Raw genomic sequence first — 20,823 nt, 5'->3', positions numbered from 1 at the left:
AATGCGCACACAGGTCGTCATTATCGGCTCCGGTCCAGCCGGACTGCTGCTCGGGCAAATCCTGTCCGGTGCGGGCATCGACAACATCATTCTGGACCGTGCCGGCAAGGATTACATTTTGAGCCGCGTCCGCGCGGGCGTGCTTGAAGAAGGCACAGTCCATCTGTTGGAAAAGGTCGGGGTAGCAACGCGGCTTCACGCCGAGGGCCTGCCGCATGATGGTTTTGCGCTGGCATTTGATGGTCGCGACCATCGCATTGATCTGCATGATCTAACGGGCGGCAAACGGGTCATGGTCTACGGTCAGACGGAAGTCACGCATGATCTGATGGATGCGCGGGACAAATCCGGAGCGCAAACGATCTATGAGGCTGCCAATGTCGAGCCACACGACTTTGATGGCAAAAAGCCCTATGTTACCTATGAAAAGGATGGAGTAACCCACCGTATCGACTGCGACTTCATCGCTGGATGCGACGGCTTCCACGGCGTAAGCCGCAAAGCTGTTCCGAAAAATGCGATCCAGGAGTTCGAGCGGATCTACCCTTTCGGATGGCTTGGCATTCTCGTCGACGCGCCGCCGGTCGATCACGAACTGGTCTATGCAAACCATCCTCGCGGATTTGCACTGTGTTCCATGCGATCTCCAACCCGCAGCCGCCATTATATCCAGTGTTCACTCGACGATAAGATCGAAAACTGGAGTGACGATCTTTTCTGGGATGAGCTGAGAAAGAGGTTGCCCACGCAACACGCAGAGGCTTTGATAACCGCTCCGTCATTCGAAAAATCGATCGCGCCGCTTCGCTCCTTTGTTGCCGAACCCATGCGCTTCGGGCGCATGTTTCTGGCCGGGGACGCAGCTCACATAGTGCCACCGACGGGTGCAAAGGGTCTCAACCTCGCAGCAAGCGATGTGCATTATCTAAGCGAAGCTCTGATCGAATATTACAATGAACGCTCCGAAGCGGGTATCGATGGCTATTCGGCGCGTGCCCTGTCGAGAGTATGGAAGGCAGTTCGTTTCTCCTGGTGGATGACCAACATCATGCACCGCTTTCCAGACACTGGCGACTTCGGTCAAAAAGTTCAGGAGGCAGAACTGAACTATCTTGTTCAATCACGGGCTGCCTCTACCGCGCTGGCTGAGAACTACGTTGGCCTGCCCTATTAAGAGCGTGCCGATAACAGCGCGGCTGCCGCTTCACGGATAGTCTGCATCAAGAGAGCGAGTGGCAGGGACGGCTGCGTGTCGGCGCGGATGGTCAATCCAACCGGCCCGCTCGTGTCAGCCGTATCCAGTGGCAGCGCAGCAATGGTGCCGTCGGCAATGTCGGCGGCCACCACACCTTCCGAGATAATCCAGATAGCGTCTGTCGCACGCAAGAATGCGCGGCCGAACGCGTCGGAAACCGTTTCAATTCTGGTTGGTAAGGCAGCAACTCCGTGGGCCAGCAGAAACTGGTCGACGATGGGGCCGATCACAGAATTGCGGGTGGGGGTCAATATCGGAAACTCATGGAGCTTTTCGAAGATGTTTGCGGTGTCCACTAGGAGGGGATGGCTGGCCCGAACCGCAAAGCGCACTTTTTCCGAATAAAGATGCTCGAATGAAAATCCCGTCATCTTCTCAGGTGCGGCAAGACGCCCGACCACAAGATCAAGATCGCCAAGGCGGAGTTGCTCTAGCAGGACAGCGTTTTCGCCGGTTACGATTTTGACGGTGCTGCCGGTACTTTCCTTCAAAAAGCTGACCATCGCCTCAGGCATGATGCTGACGGATACGGTTGGCAGCGCTCCGATCCTCACGGGCGTCCCGATCTTTGCAGCCTCGGGTGAAACGGAATCGACTGCTTGGCGCAGCGCTGTCACCGTTGCGCCAGCATGTTTGAGAAAAATTTCGCCAGATCGGCTGAGCTTGATGCCCCGGCCATCGCGCTCGAAGAGGGAGACCCCGAGAACCTCTTCCAATTCACGAACAGTTTTTGTGATCGCTGGCTGGCTCACGCTGAGAATAGCGGCAGCCCGCCCGACGCTTTTCTGCCGCGCTATTTCCACGAACGTTCGGATATGCCGAAACTTCAAGCGTGCATCGATCATGAATTATAATCTACTGGTTATGATTACTGCCAATAAACTCATTTTACTTAACCGTTCGGATCTTGCAATGTCTGAACAGGAGGAACGTGACATGCAGTTTTTGTTGTCGGGAAGCCGTGCGATCCATTATCGCGCACTCGGTTTGGGCGAGGGCAAGCCTGTCATCGTTTTCATCAACTCGCTCGGTACAGATTTCCGCATCTGGAACGCCGTCATGGGCGAGCTTGGCGATCACTACGGCTATGTGCTTCATGACAAGCGCGGCCACGGCCTGTCCGATCTTGGCTCCACGCCCTATTCCATTGATGATCACGTCGATGATGTCGTCGCGCTGCTGGGTCATCTCTCTGTCGATAAGGCCATCATCTGGGGTCTTTCCGTCGGTGGCCTGATTGCGCAGGGTCTTTATGCGCGGCGTCCCGATCTCGTCTGCGCCCTTGTGCTCAGCAACACGGCCCATAAGATTGGCAGTGCCGACATGTGGAACGACCGCATCGCGCACATCCATCGTGACGGTATTGCACCGCTTGCTGATGGCGTAATGGAGCGGTGGTTCACGCCAGCATTTCGGCGGGAAGACAATGCCGATTTTCTCGGCGCGCGCACCATGCTCGTGCGGCAAGACCGGCATGGCTATGCCGCCACATGTGCCGCCATCAGAGATTGTGACTTCACCGATGTGGCGAAAACCATCTCGGTTCCCACGCTTTGCCTGGCGGGGGACGGGGATGCCTCCACACCGCCGGAGCTTGTTCGTGCGCTTTCCGCGTTGGTGCCGGGCAGTCAGGTCACCATGATTGAAAACTGCGGGCATATACCGTGTATCGAGCAGCCGCAGGCCTATTCCAGCGCTGTCGACGCTTTCCTGAAATCCTTGCCGGAGGTTTGACCATGGCAGACGCGGATAAGACAAACAGGTTTGACGATGGAATGAAGACGCGCCGCAGCGTGTTGGGAGATGCCCATGTCGACCGGGCGCAGAAGGCCGCGACGCCCTTTGATGAGCCTTTCCAACGGCTGATAACGGAATCTGCCTGGGGCAATGTCTGGTCCGGTACCCATTGGACGAAACGTGAGCGTTCGATGGTGACGATCGCCTTGCTAGCAGCCCTTGGGCATGATGAAGAGGTCGCCATGCATGTGCGCGCCACTGCCAATACCGGTGCGACACAGGAGGATATTCGCGAGGCCTTAATGCATGTCGCGATTTACGCAGGCGTGCCCGCAGCCAATCATGCGTTTAAAATTGCCAAGGGCGCTCTTGCCGAAATGCAGGCCGCGTCCGTTCGTGAGGAGGAGACGAAATGACCAACAAGCCACCGGAAACCGGCCCCTTTTTCGCCAGAGATCGCAGCATTCACCCGCCCGCATTCGCACCGGGATATAAGACATCCGTTCTGCGCTCGCCTCAGCGTGCCTTGATCTCACTGGAAGGCACCAAGAGCGAGATCACTGGCCCCGTCTTCGGGCACAGCATGCTCAATCCGCTGGATAATGACCTTATTCTCAATTACGCCCGCCCGGGAGAAATGCCCATCGGGCCACGCATTCTGGTGCATGGCCGGGTCATCGATGAGCGCGGCAAGGGCGTTGAAGGTGCATTGGTGGAGTTCTGGCAGGCCAATGCCGGCGGTCGGTATCGCCATAAGAAAGAGTCATATCTCGCCGCAGTCGATCCCAATTTCGGCGGTGTTGGTCGTACCATCACCGATGCGGATGGTTATTACTGGTTCAAGACAATTCAGCCTGGAGCCTATCCCTGGCCAAACGGCGTCAATGACTGGCGTCCCGCGCATATTCACTTCTCCGTTTTTGGTCACGGCTTTTCGCAGCGCCTCATCACGCAAATGTATTTCGAAGGCGACCCGATGATCTGGCAATGTCCAATCGTGAAAACGATTCCAGATAAGGCGGCCATCGAAGGCCTTGTTGCGGCACTCGACATGTCGTCTGCAATCCCCATGGATATGCGTGCCTACAAGTTCGATATCGTGCTGCGCGGGCGTCGCTCCACCCTGTTTGAAAATCGCATGGAAGGCAATTGAGATGGTTCAGCCGCTTTATTACTTCAAGGAAAGCGCCTCGCAGACCGCCGGGCCTTACGTCCATATCGGTTGCACGCCCAATTTCGTGGGGATCGAAGGGGTGTTCCCGAAAGATCTCGGTTCTGGCGCTCTATATAATGACAGTGCCAGAGGTGAACGCATCACCATCCGTGGCACCGTCTATGATGGTGGCGGAAATGCGCTCAAAGATGCTCTGATTGAAATCTGGCAGGCCGATGCCGCGGGGCTTTACAACAGTCCAAGCGAAACACGCGGCACGGCAGACCCGAATTTTACAGGCTGGGGTCGTTCGCCCGGAGATATGGACACGGGTGAATTTACGTTTGAAACCATCAAGCCAGGCAATGTGCCTTTCAAAGATGGTCGCCCCATGGCGCCGCACATCACCTTCTGGATCGTTGCGCGTGGTATCAATATCGGACTGCACACGCGCATGTATTTTCCTGAAGAGGTTGATGCGAATGCTGCAGATCCTGTTCTTGCCCGCGTTGAACACAAGTCACGCCTCGCAACACTGATTGCCAGGAAAGAGGAGGGGAACGTATACCGGTTCGACATCCATCTTCAGGGTGAACGCGAAACGGTCTTCTTCGACATCTGAGGTGAAAATGAGCCTGTCCCCTTTCGAACACCCGTTTCTGGGTGGCCTTTTTGGTGATGCTGAAATCTCCGCGCTTTTTGGCGCGGAGGCGGATGTGCAGGCAATGCTTCGGTTTGAAACGGCGCTGGCTGAAGCGGAAGCGGCGGTCGGGATTATTCCAGAGCCACATGCGGCACGCATTGTTGCCGCTATCGTAACTGCCTCGATTGATTACGGCGCATTGCGGGACGGTGTCTCTAAGGACGGCGTTGTCATCCCCGAACTGGTTCGGCAATTGCGGGCGGCGGTTGGGACAGACGCCGCTGCCAGCGTGCATTTTGGTGCCACTAGCCAGGACGTAATCGATACAAGTCTGATGCTTCGGCTCAAGGTTGCCGCAGAGATTCTTCAGCGCCGGCTCTCTGGCTGTATTGCAGGGCTAGAGAGTGTTGGCATACGCGATGGCTCAAAGGCTCTGATGGGCCATACGCGCATGCAGGCGGCCATTTCAATTACTGTTGAGGATCGGCTGGCGAGCTGGCGGCATCCACTCACCCGCCACCGTCTGCGGCTTGCCAGTTTCGGCCAGGCCGGCTTTTGCCTGCAATTTGGTGGTGCTGCGGGTTCGCTCGAGAAATTTGGCGTCAAGGGCGCTGAGGTCCGTGCCGAACTGGCGCGGCGACTTGAACTGGCGGATACGCCACAGTGGCATAGTCAACGCGATGGCATTGTGGAATTTGGCAATATACTGTCACTCATAACGGGCTCGCTTGGCAAAATTGGCCAGGATGTCGCGCTTCTTGCCCAGTCGGGACAAGAAATCCGCCTGTCGGGCGGCGGGGGGTCGTCGGCCATGCCGCACAAGCAAAATCCCGTTCTCGCAGAAACACTTGTAACGCTTGCCCGTTTCAACGCTGTCCAGATATCGGCGCTGCATCAATCCATGGTGCATGAGCAGGAACGGTCAGGTAGCGCATGGATGCTCGAATGGCTGATGCTTCCTCAAATGGTTGTTGCCACCGGCACCGCGTTGCAAATAGCCGATAGGCTTCTGGGTCAGGTTCAGGTTCTCGGCGCTTGAGCGTTCCATATTTTTCCAAATGAAATTTAAGGAACTATTCCTCCAGGGTGACGTTCACTTGGCAGGAGAGACACCGTGTCAAACGGACATGATGGTAGCGAAGAACACCAGGATTTTTCCGTTTTCTTCTGGTGGCCAACGAAATGGCAGACGAGCTTCTATCCCATCCGGTGCTCTCCACACCTGAAACTCCAGCCAGTGGGGACGTTATGGAAAAGACCGAAACGCGAAAGCTTGCGGAAGAATACATGCTCCTCGGCGGAACCCGTCAGGTGATGATAGACGATAATAAAACCTTCGTCCGTCAATATGACGGAGAACCTGAAGAGGCAGAGCGCTTCTGGCAGGAAAAGATCGAAGTGCTCGAAAAGTCGCGCCGCGACGATGTCGAGTTCTTCTTGCCGTCGGTCAATTCCGACGAGGAAAACTGAGGCCTAGCCTCTATCAACACATTTTAAGGAGACAGCCATGACAGCTATCAACGCTGCTAAAATTGTGATTCTCGCAACAGACGGTTATGAACGCTCTGAGCTTCGCGTTCCCTACGAAGAACTGAAGCGTAAAGGCGCGGACGTAAAGATCGCGTCCATCGAGAACGGCGAAATCAAGAGCTGGGATGAGAAAGACTGGGGTGACGCCATTAAGGTTGATCTTCTGGCGAAAGACGTGCGGGTCGATGACTTCGACGCGTTGGTACTCCCCGGCGGCCAGATTAACCCGGATGTTTTGCGCACGGATGAATCGGCCATGCGAGTTGTGCGTGAATTCGTGAAGTCCGGAAAGGTCGTCGCCGCCATCTGCCACGCACCATGGCTGCTGGTTGAGGCGGACGCCGTCAAAGGTCTTGAACTGACATCCTACGGGTCGATCAAGACGGACGTGAAAAATGCCGGTGGCATCTGGAAAGATGCAGAAGTCGTCACAGACAAGGGCATCATTACCTCGCGCTCGCCTGACGACCTTCCAGCATTCGTTGCGAAGATTGTCGAAGAGGTCGAAGAAGGCCGACACGACCGCCGGGCCGCCTAATTCCTTTCTTCTGCAAGAGCCGTCATGAAAATGGCGGCTCTTTTTTTGGCTTGTTGAGAAGGCAGCTATACGTGTTTTGATCCGCGCACCACAAAATACCGGAATCACGAGAAATTCACCTGCGCAATCGATTAAATAAGAATATGAGAACTCGCCGAACATAATTGACAGCTTGGCAAAATCAATTTGCCACAATATTGCCTTATTTGGGTCACGATTGCGTCTATTTTCCGCGACTTTTGCGAGTTTTTGCAAACGAGATGAATTTTTCTTTGCGAATTTTGGAACATTGCATGTCTTTTTGAGTGTGCGTCGCCGCAATTTTATTGCGCTGCACAATAGCACTTTCACCTTGAAAATCGTTGTTTTGGACCAGATTGCCTCCCGATTTTCGCCGGTATTGAGCAAGCTATAAGCATAAATCGAATCTATCTATGCAAGTAATACATAAGTCGACTTCACCGTTACGGAGATCGTTTAGGTCGGTGGCAAACTGTTTGCTGATGCCATGTATTTTAATATTAAAGACTGATCTTTTGTGAGTATTTATGGGGAGGTGGCAACCGGGAACTAAGGCGGGGTGCCCCATAAAAAATTCAAAAGCACCAAATTCTGGTCACAGCATTGCTGGATGATCCAACTTGAAATGACGCGCCCAACGGGTACCGACCAATCGCAAACATAAATGGAGTCCTCTCTATGAAGTCCGCGACTCGATCGGCTGTTTCGCCGCTTAGTGGTTCAGATGAGTTTGATCTGAGCTTTCCGATCGGAGGAATCGCTAAACGCAGCTTTGACGTTTCGTCAGCCCTGCTAGCAATCCTCATCCTCAGCCCGATCTTTCTTATGATCATGGCTATGGTGAAATTTACTGACCGCGGCCCTGCCTTTTACGGCCACCGCCGCGTTGGACATAATGGACGCATGTTCCATTGCCTGAAATTCCGCACGATGGTGACGAATGGCGATGAGGTTCTGCGACAGTACCTTGCCGCCAATCCAGAAGCTGCCGAGGAGTGGAAGGCAACGCGCAAGTTGAAGAACGACCCGCGTGTGACCGCAATCGGCAATGTTCTGCGCAAGCTGAGCCTTGATGAGCTTCCGCAGCTTATCAACATTATTCGTGGTGAGATGAGTGTCGTTGGTCCACGTCCTGTGGTCGATGAAGAGCTCAACTATTACGAAGGCGCTGCTTCCTATTATCTCAGTACCCGTCCAGGTTTGACAGGTCTGTGGCAGATCAGTGGACGCAACGACGTTTCCTACAAGGAGCGCGTCGATTTCGATACGCAGTACGTACGCACCTGGTCGATGATGCAGGATGTTTCGATTATCTTTAAAACAATTCCCGCCGTGTGCATGTCACGCGGTAGCTATTGAACCAATTTCGTATTCTTGCGTTTTGCAGCACGATAATATTGCGGCCATCTAACGGTGGCATTTACGACCAGCTTCCACGCTGGTCGTAACCCGGTCGCTCTCAGCGGTCGTTTCAATGGAGTATAGTATGGTTGGCACTGCCGCCGAATTTTGCCTTAATGGTGCGTTGCGCAAGGTTGCCACGCTTCTTGTGGCTGGAACTTTGCTCGCCTCAAGCCCCCTTCATGCCCTCGCACAGGACAATCAGTACCGGCTCGGCACTGCCGATAAGCTGCGTATCCGTGTTGCGGAGTGGCAGCCTGCAGATGGCACCATCCGCAATTGGGATGTTATCAATGGTGACTATTCCGTTGGTGCTTCCGGGTCTCTCTCTTTGCCTTTTATCGGTCGGCTTGATGTAGCAGGAAAGACCATTGATGAGGTGGGTGAGCAGATCGGTGCACAGTTGCAAGCCAAGTTCGCGCTTCGCAATCTGCCTTCCGCATCGGTGGAAATTGCCCAGTTCCGCCCGGTCTTCATGACCGGTGACATTGAGACGCCTGGCGAATATCCCTATGCACCCAATCTGACTGTTTTGAAGGCCGTCAGCCTTTCGGGTGGTTTGCGCCGCTCCGAAGCGGGGCAGCGTTTCGCCCGCGATTTTATCAATGCACGTGGTGATGCCGCTGTCTATGATGACCAGCGCGGCCGCCTTCTGGCACGGCAGGCTCGGCTTCAGGCAGAGGTTCGGGGCGATACGGAAATAGCCAAGACGCCCGCGCTTGAAAAGATCCTGAATATCGACGCTCTTCTGGAGAGCGAGAATGCTTTGATGAAGTCGCGCAGCGAACGCTACACGCTTCAGCTCAAGGCTCTGACAGATCTTAGGCAGCTTCTGGAAACAGAGGTGGAGTCCCTGCAAAAGAAGGCCGAGACCCAGAATCGCCAACTTCAACTGGCCAATGAAGACCGCGAGAAAGTAAACCGGCTCAACGAGCAGGGGCTCGCCCTTGCCCAGCGGCGCATTTCGGCGGAAGAACGCTCAGCTGATGTGGAGTCGACACTTCTCGATATCGACACCTCCATGCTTCGTGCCAAGCAGGATATCAACAAGGCCATGCAGGACGAGATCAACCTGCGCAACGACTGGGTCGCACAACGTTCCAAGGAACTGCAGGATACCGAGGCTGAATTGCAGAAACTCAACCTTCAGCTGGGCACAAGCCGTGAGTTGATGTCCGAGGCATTGGCGCAGTCAGCTGAAGCCATTCGCTTCGACCCATCGGGCAAATCCGCATCCATCACCTACATCATTGTTCGTGAGGAAGACGGTCAGTCCAAGGAAATCAAGGCTGACGAAACGACAACGGTTCAGCCTGGCGATGTGATAAAGGTCTCATCAGACGTTCTGATGCAGTGAGGCCCGCATGCGGATTGCCAAATCGGCCCTGATCGACCCGGATAAAAATGGCCTTTACGGAACGGCAGCTATCGCGCTGTCGTTCTTCGTCTTCGCCTATTCCTCAAAATTCGGAATGGTGTCCGTGCTCGCCTATTACGGCGTATGGCTACCATTGGTCGTCGTTGATTACCGCCGTGTGCTGGGCAACTATACCCGCTACTGGTGGATTTTCGGTTTTGGCGTTCTGGCGATTCTTTCCAGTTTCTGGTCGGACGCCATGTCGGTCACGCTGCGTGCATCAATCCAGTATATGACGCATATCATCTGCGCGCTCATCGCCATGCGCGTGATATCCATAACGACGCTCACACGAGGTGCCCTGATCGGCATCATCGTCGTGCTTCTTTATTCTTTGCTGTTCGGTATCTACCTGTTTGATGCTCTTGATGGCACGTTCAGCTTTGTGGGGGCTTTCTCTTCCAAGAACCAGTTGGGCTTTTACGCGTCGCTGGGTGTCATTTTTGCCGCATCCTCTGTGCTTGTGTTGCGGCAGCGCGACATTCTCTGGCTTGGCATTGCCGGTTTCGCAGGGCTGATATCAGCCTATTGTTTGCTTGCGTCGCAATCTGCAACGTCTGTTATCACCACCGCCGCTGTGGTTGCCCTGGTCATTGGTTTCCTGCCGATGGGAATGCTGTCACCAGCCAACCGAAAGATGATTTTTCTGGCACTTGTGGGTGTGGGAGGCCTGTTTGTTGTAGCAGCACTTCAATTCGGTCTGCTCGATGCAATCCTTGGAATTTTCGGCAAGGATTCAACGCTGACAGGGCGGACTTACCTCTGGCAGCAAGGCATAGAAGCGGCCAAGGCGTCACCCATACTGGGTGTTGGCTATCAGGGTTTCTGGGTCATGGGCTTTTTTGATGCCGAGCGCCTATGGAACGACTTCTTCATCACCACGCGAAGTGGCTTCCACTTTCACAATACCTATATCGAAACGACCGTGGAAAATGGTTTTGTAGGCCTTTTGCTGCTTGTCATCGTCCTCTATGGCACCCTGATCGGGCATCTACGTTCCATTCTGATAAAAAGACAAGACCCACAAGGGCTGATCCTGTTTGCGCTTTGCGCGCTTTTCGTCGTGCGCTCCTTCGTGGAAATCGATATTATCTTCGCCTATCAGATCGGCTCATTCCTGCTCTATTATGCCGCCGGAAAGCTGACATTGCCGAAGCGCTTAGACGTTAGCAGCACGGTCTTGTCCCGTGTGGTCATGCGGCCGATCTCGTGATGCGATAGGCTCTGAAGCGGTAGCTCCCAATACATTCTTCATCTTGTCCACAAGCCATATGAGACTCTTCTTGACTCTTTTTTGGAAAAGGAACAAAAAGTGAACAAGTAATCTTTTAGCGTGAAATGCTTTTGAAGAGTTCTCAGTCATGCATAAACGCGCCGAACAGCTTGTTGTAGAGGAATTGCGGGAAAGGCTTGAGCGGATCACGCAAGGCCTGACGCGCCACCATGATAATCTGCCATTCGGAATTCCCGCCATCGACAACCATCTGCCAGGCGGAGGTTTGAAGATGGGGAGCCTGCACGAGGTGAGCGGAGGCGGCAATGGTGCGGTTGATGGGGCGGCATCCGCTTTGTTTTCGGCAGGAATTGCTGCGCGCGTGACGGGTAAAATTCTCTGGTGCGTCACCCGGCCTGACCTTTTCATGCCCGCATTGACACAGGCCGGTCTCTCGCAAAACCGTCTGATCATGGTGGAGTGCCGTGATGAAAAAGGCGTGCTGGATTGTTTTGAGGAAGGTCTGCGCTGCAACGGCTTTGGTGCTGTCATCGGTGAGGTGTCCAGACTGCCGATGAATATGTCCCGTCGGCTGCAACTGGTGGCGGAAAATTCCGGTGTCATCGGTCTTGCCATCCGCCGTTGGCGTCATTTGTCCGGTGCTGCCGAATTCGGGCAACCGACGGCCGCCGTGACACGGTGGAGAATTTCCGTGCGTCCTTCCACGCCGCTGCCTGTGCAGGGCGTTGGGCGCGCGCGCTGGTTTCTGGAGCTTTTGCGGTGTCGTGGCGGCGAATGTGCAACATTTGAAGTGGAAGCCTGTGATGCAAAGGGTCGTCTCGCTCTACCTGCCAACATGGTCGACAGATCGCTATCGCAGGGCGCTTGGCAACAAGGCGCCACCGGTTGACCAACCGGTCGTCATGATTGCCCGTCAAGGCAATCGCCGTGTCATTGCAGCGCAGGATGCTGCCGCAATGGCTGCGGGCCTGCGGCTCGGCATGCCCGTCAGCAAAGCACAGGCCATTCTGCCCGGGCTGATCGTTGAAGATCTGCAAGCGGGTGATGATCTTAGGGCGCTTCGCGATCTCGCATTCTGGTTTTTGCGCGTTTACGCGCCCATCGTAGCACCCGACCCGCCAGACGGACTGGTGCTGGATACAACGGGTGCAGATCATCTGCATGGCAATGAACTGATGATGATAACGGGCATGATCAACCGCCTTCACGGACTTGGCTTCAGGGCGCGTGCGGCCATTGCCGATAGCTGGGGGGCAGCGCACGCACTTGCGCGCTTCGGAAAAGATGAGGCGACCATCGTCCCGCAAGCGGGTGCCTCCGCGGCGCTTGAAAACTTGCCATTGGCAGCCCTTCGGCTTGAACCCAGAACCGTGGCAGATCTGAAAGTTCTCGGCTTTCGCCGTATCGGAGAGTTGATGGCAACGGCGCGTTCGCCGGTGACACTGCGGTTTGGGCCACAGGTCGGTCGCAGACTGGATCAGGCTTACGGGCTTTTGTCTGAGCCGATCGAGCCAATCCGCGTGCCGGAGCTTGTGGAGGCCCAGCGTTTCTTTGCCGAACCCATCGGCGCTGCAGAAACCATTGCACGCTATGCCGATAAGCTTGTTCGCCAGCTCTGTCTTGAACTCGAAAAACGCGGCCTTGGCGCACGGCGGGTCGATCTGGTCTTTCACCGTGTGGATAGTGGGGTGCAAGCTATCCGGGCCGGAACATCCAGACCCGTGCGGGATATCAAGCAGCTGTCCCGCCTGTTGACGGACAGGATCGATACGATCAATCCGGGCTTCGGCATCGAGAAAATGATCCTGACTGCGACCCATGCGGAGCCTCTGGTCGTCCGGCAAACGCGCTCGACGCTTCTGGAGGATGTCAGGGGCGATATTGGTGAAACCGTTGATGTCATCATCAACCGTGGCCACAAGGTCTACCGCTATGCAGCTGTCGCCAGCGATGTGCCAGAGCGCGCCGTTCAGATGGTTGCTGCGCAATCGGCTGACGATATGCTTGGCTGGCCCGATCAATGGCCGCGCCCTGTGCGCCTTCTCAGCCGTCCCGAGCCCATTCAGACGATGGCGCTGCTGCCTGATCATCCGCCAAAGAGCTTCACATGGCGCGGCGTTCGGCGTCTGGTAAAACGCGCTGATGGGCCGGAGCGCGTGTTTGGCGAATGGTGGAAACGCGAGCGTGAGCAGGCCGCCGTTCGTGACTATTTTACGGTGGAGGATGAGAACGGCGAGCGGTTCTGGATTTTCCGCTCTGGCGATGGGGAACATGCCAATACGGGGTCGCAAGGCTGGTTTCTGCACGGTATGTTCGGATGAGTATCGAGCCCCGCTATGCCGAGCTTCAGGTCACAACCCATTTTTCCTTTCTGCGCGGCGTCAGCTCTTGTGAGGATCTGTTTGCGCAGGCCAAGGCACTGGGCATTGAGGCGCTAGGCATTGTGGATCGCAACACGCTGACGGGCATACCGCGTGCATTCGAGGCGGCGGAAAAGACCGGTATCCGGCTTATTGTGGGATGCAGGCTTGATCTCGCCGACGATGTTTCCGTGCTGGTCTATCCCACCGACCGTGCCGCCTATGGTCGTTTGTGTCGCCTCCTGACCCATGGCAAACGATATGCGCCCAAGGGAAAATGTGATCTGCAATGGAGTGATCTGGTTGCCTATGGTGAGGGGCTGCTGGTGATCCTGTTGCCGGATGGCGTGGATGAGGCATTGGCCATAAGGCTGAGGCGTCTAAAGGCAGATTTTGGGGATCGTGCCTATGTGGCGATGAGCCTGCGCCGCAGACCGAACGATCATGTGCGGCTGCATGATCTCTCGCGGATGGCAGAGCAAGTTGGTGTTGCGACTGTGGTGACCAATGATGTGCTGTTTCATGAACCGGAGCGGCGCATGTTGCAGGATGTCGTCACCTGCATTCGCCACAATTGCACCATTGACGATGCCGGTTTCAGGCGGGAACGGCATGCCGACCGCTATTTGAAGCCGCCACAGGAAATGCACCGCCTATTTCGTGCCTATCCCGGAGCCTTGAAGCGCACGCTGGATATCATGCGTCGCTGCCAATTTTCGCTCAAGGAATTGCAATATCAATATCCTGAAGAGAACAATGAACCGGGATTGAGTGCCCAGCAAGCCCTTGAGAAAGCGGTTTGGGACGCGGTTCCGGACCGCTATCCAGAAGGCTTGCCTGCGAAGGTGGAAAAGACGCTCAGGCATGAATTGGCCGTTATCGCCAAGAAAAAATACGCGCCTTATTTTCTCACCGTCAATTCCATTGTCCGTCAGGCGCGGAAGATGAAGATCCTTTGTCAGGGGCGTGGATCTGCTGCCAATTCGGCCGTTTGTTTTGTCCTCGGCATCACGGCCATCGATCCCAAGGAAAGCGACCTTCTATTCGAACGGTTCGTTTCTGAAGACCGCGATGAACCGCCGGATATTGATGTGGATTTCGAGCATCAAAGGCGCGAGGAGATTATCCAGTGGATCTACAGTCATTACGGGCATGACAAGGCGGCGTTATGTTCCGTTATCAGCCGTTACCGGGGCAAGGGCGCCATCCGCGATGTCGGCAAGGTTTTAGGCCTGCCTGAAGACCTGACCAAGCTCATGTCCTCGCAAATCTGGTGGTGGACGGAAGGGGTGGGCGAAGGAGAAGCCAAGGACCTCAATATCAACCTCAATGATCGTCGCGTGAAGCTGGCCTTTGATCTGGCCAGGCAATTGATCGGCACGCCGCGCCATCACAGCCAGCATCCGGGTGGCTTTGTGCTGACGCATGACCGGCTGGACGAACTCGTGCCCATATTGCCTGCCGCCATGGCTGATCGCCGCATCATCGAGTGGGACAAGGACGACATCGAAGTCGTTGATTTCATGAAAATGGATTGTCTTGCGCTGGGCATGCTGTCCTGCATGCGACGGGCTTTCGATATGCTGGAGGAGCGCGAGGGTAAGCGGTATGAGCTCGTCACTGTGCCGCAAGGCGATGCAAAAACCTACGACATGATCTGCAAGGCCGATACGATCGGCACGTTCCAGATTGAAAGCCGGGCGCAGATGTCCATGCTGCCGCGTTTGCGACCGCAAGAGCTTTACGATCTCGTCATTCAGGTTGCCATTGTCCGGCCCGGACCCATTCAGGGCAACATGGTGCATCCCTATCTCAAGCGGCGGCAGGAGAAAGCGCAGGGCAAGGAGATTGTGTACGAGCACCCCAAGCTGAAGCAGGTTTTACACAAAACACTAGGTGTTCCGCTCTTTCAGGAGCACGCGATGCGTCTCGCCATTGATTGCGCCGGTTTCACACCCAATCAGGCCGACCAGTTGCGCAGGGCAATGGCGACATTCAAGAATGTCGGCACGATTTCCACCTTCGAAAAGCAACTGGTCGAGGGCCTCATCGGCAATGGCTTTCCGGAAGAGTTCGCCAGGCGGCTTTTCGAGCAGATCAAGGGGTTCGGCAGTTACGGCTTCCCGGAAAGCCACGCAGCTTCCTTCGCGCTGATTGCCTACGCATCCGCCTGGGTGAAATGCCATCACCCGGATATTTTCTGCGTCGCTCTTTTAAACTCCCAGCCCATGGGCTTCTACGCGCCTGCCCAACTGGTTCGCGATGCCCGCAATCATGGTGTTGTCGTGCGCCCGGTATGCATCAACACCAGCCGCTGGGATTGTGCGCTGGAAGAGCCAGTCGCTCGGGAGCGCAATGCGGTTCGGCTGGGAATGTGCCTCGTCAAGGGTCTGTCCAACAAACATGCCAGCCGCATCATCGCTTGCCGCGAGGACCGGCCCTTCGTATCGATTGATGATCTGTGGCGAAGGGCAGGTGTTCCGGTGGATGCGCTTGTCTGCCTTGCGGAAGCGGATGCCTTCCTTCCATCACTAGGGCTTTCTCGTCGTGAAGCATTATGGGCCATCAAGGCGTTGCGGGATGAGCCGTTGCCTTTGTTCGTTGCCGCTGCCGCGAGCCAAAAAAGCGTCATTGCAGAACAGAGCGAACCGGAGGTGCAACTGCTGCCCATGACAGCAGGTGCCGAAGTGGTTCAGGATTACGGCCATATGGGCCTCACTCTTCGCCAGCATCCGATGGCTTTTCTGCGCGAAGACCTAGCCCGAAGGCGTATTTCCACCTGTGCTGAAGCGGGCGAGACGAAAGATGGGCGATGGGTGGAAATTGCAGGGCTGGTGCTGATCCGCCAAAGACCGGGCTCTGCCAAGGGCGTCATTTTCATGACGCTGGAAGATGAAACCGGCATTGCCAACGCAGTTGTCTGGGTCAAGATTTTCGAGAAGTTTCGTCCCGTTATTCTGTCAGCCGGAATGGTGGGTATCTACGGCAAAATCCAGCGCGAAGGCGAGGTAGTTCATCTCGTCGCCCACCGCATTACCGATCTTTCAAATGAGCTGCGCAGTGTTGGCGAAAGGGAAGGGCCGTTCCCGTTGCCCCACGGCAGAGGCGATGAGTTTCACCACGGCATTCCGTCAACAGACCGCCGGGGCCTGCCAAAGCGATCGGAGATCGTGGAAGAGAGCGAAGCGCACATCACCGTCAAAGGCCGTAACTTTCACTGATGGTGAAAGAGTGGTCACTCGCAGATCGCGTTCTTTATCCGGTCTTTGCCGACTTCGATCACGTGCCTCATGGCCTTGATGGCGGAGCTTTCGTCGCGCGCAGCAATGGCGTGGACGATGCGCAGATGGTTTGCGGCGATTTCTGAAATGGTCTCTGGTGCCGAGGCGGGAGATGACAATTGGAACGATATGGCCAGCGCCGCCTCTATCAAGCCACTGGCCGACCGCATTAATGGGTTGCCGGAAATGCGGGCGACGGCAAGGTGAAATTCAAGATCCACCTTGGCAATGGTTTCCGGGCTGTGGGCCGGATTGTCGAACCGGGCCGCAATGGCATAGAGCGAAACAATGTCTTCGCTGGAGGCATGGCGCGCGGCAGCGGCAGCGGCTGCCGGTTCCAGCGCCAGCCGGATATCAGCCAGATGATTGATGAATTCAGGGTCCAGCCCCGCATCGCACCGCCAGCCCAGAACATCAGGATCGAAAAAATTCCAGCTGGATTTTTCCAGAACGCGTGTGCCAACCTTGGCCTTCGGCTCCACCAGTCTCTTGGCTGCCAGCGTTTTCATCGTTTCGCGCAGCACCGTGCGGGAAACACCAAAGCGTAAAGAAAGCTCTGCATCATTCGGCAGCAACGAGTTTTCAGGAATGCGACCGGAAACGATGGCGCTGCCAAGCTCAGCCACGACATGCGCGTGGCTGCTGCGTCGCTTCCGTCCGGTAATTGTCGTTTCCAGCAAGCCCAAAAAAATCTCCGATTCCCTTATGCCGGATGTCCCCCGGATAATCTTCTGTTTGAATACCAGATGATAGCGCGTTGCAACACGATGAAGATGAACAACAGTATGCCGATCACGATTTTCGTCCACCAGGACGAAAGTGTACCTTCAAAAACAATATAGGTCTGGATCAATCCCTGGATCAAAAGGCCGACAAACGTTCCGGCCACTAGTCCGGTGCCGCCGGTGAGCAATGTGCCACCGATAACCACGGCTGCAATGGCGTCCAGCTCCATGCCGACGGTTGCCAGAGAATAACCGGAGGATGTGTAGAGCGTGTAGACAATGCCAGCCAGACCGGAGAGAAATCCTGAGAGCGCGTAAATGCTGATGATCGTCTTACCGATGGGAACGCCCATCAGCTCCGCAGATTGTTGATTGCCGCCCAACGCATAGATATTGGCACCAAGCCGGGTGCGGCTGGCAACGATGCCGCCAACGATAAAAACGATGAGCATGATAATGGCGAGTGCCGTCAATCGACCGCCGCCCGGAACCCGGAAATAGAAGCCCTGTATGGCATCGATGACAGGATGTGAAATCGGTACGGATTGTGTCGAGATGAGATAGGCGGCCCCGCGCGCCAGAAACATTCCGGCCAGAGTCACAACAAAGGGCGGTATCGACAAAAACCGGATCATCGCGCCCATCAGGCAACCGAAGATGGTGGAGATGATCAGTACGGCGGCGAAGGCGACAAGCGGGTGCACATTATATGTGCCCACCAGCACCGCCACGAACACGCTGGCAAAAGCAATGACCGAACCAATCGACAGATCAATGCCGCCCGAGAGGATGACGAAGGTCATTCCAACAGCTGCGATACCCAGAAAGGCATTGTCAGTCAGCAGGTTGCCGACAACCCGCGTCGAGAACATGGCCGGGTATTGGACAACGCAGAGGATATAGGCGACGATGAAAACCGCGAGCGTTGTCAGGAACGGAAGGTTGCGGGTATGGATCATCGCGCCGTTCCCTCATTGTTGACTGTGGTTGAGGGCGTGCCGGGATTTGGCGCCTTGCGTGATCTCGCAAAGCCGATCAGCGTGCCGATGGCCGGTGATTGAAGTGTCAAAACGACGATGATGATGCCTGCCTTGATGATGAGGTTGAATTCTGGCGGGAAGCCTGAAACGAGAATGCCGGTGTTGATCGTCTGGATGATCAGCGCGCCGATCAGCGATGCGGTGATGGAGAAGCGTCCACCGTTGAGCGAGGTTCCGCCGATGACGACGGCCAGAATGGCATCGAGCTCCAACCACAGACCAGCATTGTTTGCATCAGCACCTCTAATATCGGCGGTCACGATCAGGCCAGCAACAGCGGCGCAGAGGCCCGAAATGGCATAGACAAAGAACAGCAGGAAGCGGGCGCGCACGCCAGCAAGGGCTGCGGCACGACGATTGATGCCGGTAGCTTCAATGAGGAAGCCAAGTGCCGTTTTTCGCACAAGAATGCCCACCAGCAATGCTGTCACCACCCAGATGATGATGGGCATGGGAATGCCCGAAAAAGCGCCTATGCCGATGGAGGAAAAACTGTCGTCGTTGAATGTCAGGATCACACCTTCGGTGATCAGCTGCGCAATGCCGCGCCCGGCCACCATAAGGATCAGCGTTGCGATAATTGGCTGTATGTCCAGCATGGCAACCAGAATGCCGTTCCAGATGCCGCAGGCGATGCCAACAGCCAATGAGACGGCGATGACGACCGGAATCGACTGACCGCTGCTGATCAGCGTTGCCGCGACCGCGCCACAGATGGCAATTACGGCCCCGATGGAGAGGTCGATGCCCTTGGTTGCGATGACCAGCGTCATCCCGATGGTCAGCAGTGCCACGGGTGCTGCTCGGACCATAATATCTATAACGCTGCCGTAAAGCCGCCCATTCTGAAACGATACGTTCAGAAAGCCCGGCGAAATCACGGTTATGGCGGCGAGAATGATGAAAAGGGCAACAAGCTGCGGTGCAAGTCGCTTCAGGCGTGCTGTGATGCTTCTCATTATGCGGCCTCCGTCCTGGCCGCACTGGCAATGGCCTGCATGATGTTGTCGGCGGTCACGTCACCTCCCTTGAGTTCAGCGACATGTTTGCGGTCAGACAGCACGATCACCCGGTGTGCGACAGCCGTCAGCTCTTCCAGTTCAGACGAAATGACGATGAGAGACATGCCTTGCAGACAGAGCCGCTCGATCATTTTCAGAATTTCCGCATGCGCGCCGATATCGATGCCGCGTGTGGGCTCATCCAGAATGAGAAGCCGAGGCTCGGTCGCAAGCCAGCGTGCCAGAATGGCCTTTTGCTGGTTACCGCCGGATAGAAACTTGATAGGCCGCTCAGGGTCAGCTGGCCTGATATCGAGCGAGGTGATGAAGCCTTCCGTCAATGCCAGTTTCTGGCGCTTCGATAGCGGCCGCATCCATCCCTGCCGGGCTTGCAAGGCAAGGGCAATATTGTCGGCAACCGAAAAATCTCCGATAATCCCGTCCGTCTTACGCTCTTCCGGACAAAAGCCGAAGCCGTTCTCAATGGCCGCTTCGGGCGAGGTGATCTCGACCGTCTTGCCATCAATGGTGGCTTGACCTCCATCGGGCTTGTCGATGCCGAACAGCAGGAAAGCCGTTTCAGTCCGGCCTGATCCCAAGAGACCAGCAATGCCGACGACTTCGCCGGGCCGGACATCGAGGTTGAAAGGCTCGACGCTGCCGCGCTTGCCGTAGTCCTTGAAACGTATCGACGCTTCGCCTTCCGCGGGCGCAGCGTCGTGGGCCTTGCGCTCATGGGTAACGCTCAGCAGCTCGCGCCCCAGCATCATCGAGATGAGGTCGGCGCGCGGCAATTCGGAAATTTCGCGGGTGCCAACCAGTTTGCCGTTGCGCAGCACCGTAACGCGGTCGGCGATGTCGTAAACCTGATTGAGAAAATGGGTAATGATGACAATGCCAAGGCCTTCTGCGCGCAGTTGCCGCAAAACGGTAAAGAGCATCTCGACTTCATGACTGTCGAGGCTGGCTGTCGGCTCATCCAGCACCAGCACCTTGCCGGAAAGATCGACGGCTCGGGCGATGGCGATAATCTGGCGGATCGCAACGGAGTAACTTGACAGGAGCGCATCGACATTGATCGAAAGGCCGTAGCGCGTCAGCAATTTTGCCGCCCTTGCGCTCATCTCGCGCCGGTCGATCATGCCAAAACGACGGGGCTGCCGCCCGAGAAACAGGTTTTCGGCAACGGTCAGATTTTCGAGCAGGTTCACTTCCTGATAGACGGTGCCAATACCGAGGTCTTGCGCCTCTGCAACGGTCTTGGGTGAAATCTCTGTGCCATCCAGACGGATCGTGCCACGGTCGCGGTGGTAGACGCCGGTCAGAATTTTAATGAGCGTCGACTTCCCGGCTCCATTTTCACCGAGCAAGGCATGCACTTCGCCACGGCGGAGGGAAATATCGACATTGTCGAGAGCCGCAATGCCGAGAAATGACTTTCCTATGGCGCGAGCTTCCAGAAGGGGGGTGGTTTCGGGCATGGTCAG

19 protein-coding genes are annotated in these 20,823 nt (G+C 55.8%); 14 read left to right on the top strand and 5 right to left on the bottom strand.

Annotated elements, in window-relative coordinates:
* Nucleotide 1 precedes the first annotated feature (1 nt).
* Nucleotides 2–1,174: a 4-hydroxybenzoate 3-monooxygenase gene (gene pobA, locus ACQZ51_RS13375; RefSeq protein ID WP_448777872.1), complete on the top strand. Its 1,173-nt coding sequence runs from the start codon at nucleotides 2–4 to the stop codon at nucleotides 1,172–1,174.
* On the opposite strand, the gene pcaQ is transcribed toward pobA, so the two are convergent.
* On the bottom strand, nucleotides 1,171–2,100 hold the full coding sequence (pcaQ, locus tag ACQZ51_RS13370) for a pca operon transcription factor PcaQ (RefSeq protein WP_448777871.1): 930 nt from the start codon (nucleotides 2,098–2,100) through the stop codon (nucleotides 1,171–1,173). The two genes, pobA and pcaQ, sit on opposite strands and share 4 nt — an antisense overlap.
* Nucleotides 2,101–2,191: 91 nt before the next feature.
* Between pcaQ and pcaD the strand changes: the two genes are divergently transcribed.
* From pcaD to ACQZ51_RS13305, 13 genes are all read left to right on the top strand, one after another.
* Nucleotides 2,192–2,989 carry a 3-oxoadipate enol-lactonase gene (gene pcaD / locus ACQZ51_RS13365; RefSeq protein ID WP_448778327.1) on the top strand — a complete coding sequence of 266 codons (798 nt, stop codon included), beginning with the start codon at nucleotides 2,192–2,194 and terminating at the stop codon, nucleotides 2,987–2,989.
* 2 nt (nucleotides 2,990–2,991) lie between these two features.
* Nucleotides 2,992–3,408 carry a 4-carboxymuconolactone decarboxylase gene (gene pcaC, locus ACQZ51_RS13360; protein WP_042616561.1) on the top strand — a complete coding sequence of 139 codons (417 nt, stop codon included), beginning with the start codon at nucleotides 2,992–2,994 and terminating at the stop codon, nucleotides 3,406–3,408.
* Nucleotides 3,405–4,145: a protocatechuate 3,4-dioxygenase subunit beta gene (gene pcaH, locus ACQZ51_RS13355; protein ID WP_448777868.1), complete on the top strand. Its 741-nt coding sequence runs from the start codon at nucleotides 3,405–3,407 to the stop codon at nucleotides 4,143–4,145. The genes pcaC and pcaH overlap by 4 nt, the downstream gene beginning before the upstream one ends.
* A 1-nt stretch (nucleotide 4,146) precedes the next feature.
* Nucleotides 4,147–4,767 (top strand): protocatechuate 3,4-dioxygenase subunit alpha, encoded by a 621-nt coding sequence (gene pcaG / locus ACQZ51_RS13350; protein ID WP_448777866.1) that lies wholly within the window; start codon nucleotides 4,147–4,149, stop codon nucleotides 4,765–4,767.
* 7 nt (nucleotides 4,768–4,774) lie between these two features.
* On the top strand, nucleotides 4,775–5,827 hold the full coding sequence (locus tag ACQZ51_RS13345; protein WP_448777864.1) for a 3-carboxy-cis,cis-muconate cycloisomerase: 1,053 nt from the start codon (nucleotides 4,775–4,777) through the stop codon (nucleotides 5,825–5,827).
* Between the two features lie 209 nt (nucleotides 5,828–6,036).
* On the top strand, nucleotides 6,037–6,258 hold the full coding sequence (locus ACQZ51_RS13340) for a hypothetical protein (protein WP_042616557.1): 222 nt from the start codon (nucleotides 6,037–6,039) through the stop codon (nucleotides 6,256–6,258).
* Between the two features lie 37 nt (nucleotides 6,259–6,295).
* A complete protein-coding gene (locus tag ACQZ51_RS13335; RefSeq protein WP_042616556.1) occupies nucleotides 6,296–6,856 on the top strand; it encodes a type 1 glutamine amidotransferase domain-containing protein in 561 nt (186 codons plus the stop codon).
* 699 nt (nucleotides 6,857–7,555) lie between these two features.
* Nucleotides 7,556–8,236 carry a sugar transferase gene (locus tag ACQZ51_RS13330; protein WP_192064731.1) on the top strand — a complete coding sequence of 227 codons (681 nt, stop codon included), beginning with the start codon at nucleotides 7,556–7,558 and terminating at the stop codon, nucleotides 8,234–8,236.
* Between the two features lie 127 nt (nucleotides 8,237–8,363).
* Nucleotides 8,364–9,635, top strand: a complete 1,272-nt coding sequence (locus ACQZ51_RS13325) for a polysaccharide biosynthesis/export family protein (protein ID WP_448777862.1) — start codon at nucleotides 8,364–8,366, stop codon at nucleotides 9,633–9,635.
* A gap of 7 nt (nucleotides 9,636–9,642) precedes the next feature.
* The gene (locus ACQZ51_RS13320) at nucleotides 9,643–10,908 is read left to right on the top strand and encodes an O-antigen ligase family protein (protein WP_448777860.1); all 1,266 of its coding nucleotides are present in this window, start codon (nucleotides 9,643–9,645) and stop codon (nucleotides 10,906–10,908) included.
* Nucleotides 10,909–11,056: 148 nt separating this feature from the next.
* On the top strand, nucleotides 11,057–11,818 hold the full coding sequence (locus ACQZ51_RS13315) for an ImuA family protein (RefSeq protein WP_448777859.1): 762 nt from the start codon (nucleotides 11,057–11,059) through the stop codon (nucleotides 11,816–11,818).
* Entirely contained in the window at nucleotides 11,733–13,250 is a 1,518-nt protein-coding gene (locus ACQZ51_RS13310) for a Y-family DNA polymerase (protein ID WP_448777858.1), read from the top strand. Before ACQZ51_RS13315 ends, ACQZ51_RS13310 begins: the two co-directional genes overlap by 86 nt.
* Nucleotides 13,247–16,510 (top strand): error-prone DNA polymerase, encoded by a 3,264-nt coding sequence (locus tag ACQZ51_RS13305; protein WP_448777857.1) that lies wholly within the window; start codon nucleotides 13,247–13,249, stop codon nucleotides 16,508–16,510. Before ACQZ51_RS13310 ends, ACQZ51_RS13305 begins: the two co-directional genes overlap by 4 nt.
* Before the next feature lie 14 nt (nucleotides 16,511–16,524).
* On the opposite strand, the gene ACQZ51_RS13300 is transcribed toward ACQZ51_RS13305, so the two are convergent.
* Genes ACQZ51_RS13300 through ACQZ51_RS13285 form a run of 4 tightly spaced genes read right to left on the bottom strand, consistent with a single transcriptional unit; the run spans nucleotide 16,525 to nucleotide 20,817 of the window.
* A complete protein-coding gene (locus ACQZ51_RS13300; protein WP_448777855.1) occupies nucleotides 16,525–17,256 on the bottom strand; it encodes a FadR/GntR family transcriptional regulator in 732 nt (243 codons plus the stop codon).
* 17 nt (nucleotides 17,257–17,273) lie between these two features.
* The gene (yjfF, locus tag ACQZ51_RS13295) at nucleotides 17,274–18,254 is read right to left on the bottom strand and encodes a galactofuranose ABC transporter, permease protein YjfF (protein ID WP_448777854.1); all 981 of its coding nucleotides are present in this window, start codon (nucleotides 18,252–18,254) and stop codon (nucleotides 17,274–17,276) included.
* On the bottom strand, nucleotides 18,251–19,294 hold the full coding sequence (locus tag ACQZ51_RS13290) for an ABC transporter permease (RefSeq protein ID WP_448777852.1): 1,044 nt from the start codon (nucleotides 19,292–19,294) through the stop codon (nucleotides 18,251–18,253). The genes yjfF and ACQZ51_RS13290 overlap by 4 nt, the downstream gene beginning before the upstream one ends.
* Nucleotides 19,294–20,817 (bottom strand): sugar ABC transporter ATP-binding protein, encoded by a 1,524-nt coding sequence (locus ACQZ51_RS13285; protein WP_448777850.1) that lies wholly within the window; start codon nucleotides 20,815–20,817, stop codon nucleotides 19,294–19,296. Before ACQZ51_RS13285 ends, ACQZ51_RS13290 begins: the two co-directional genes overlap by 1 nt.
* Nucleotides 20,818–20,823: the final 6 nt, after the last annotated feature.

This window comes from Agrobacterium sp. CG674 (genome assembly GCF_053521645.1).
The sequence above is the reverse complement of the archived record's forward strand: the minus strand, read 5'-3'. Positions and strand labels throughout refer to the sequence as shown.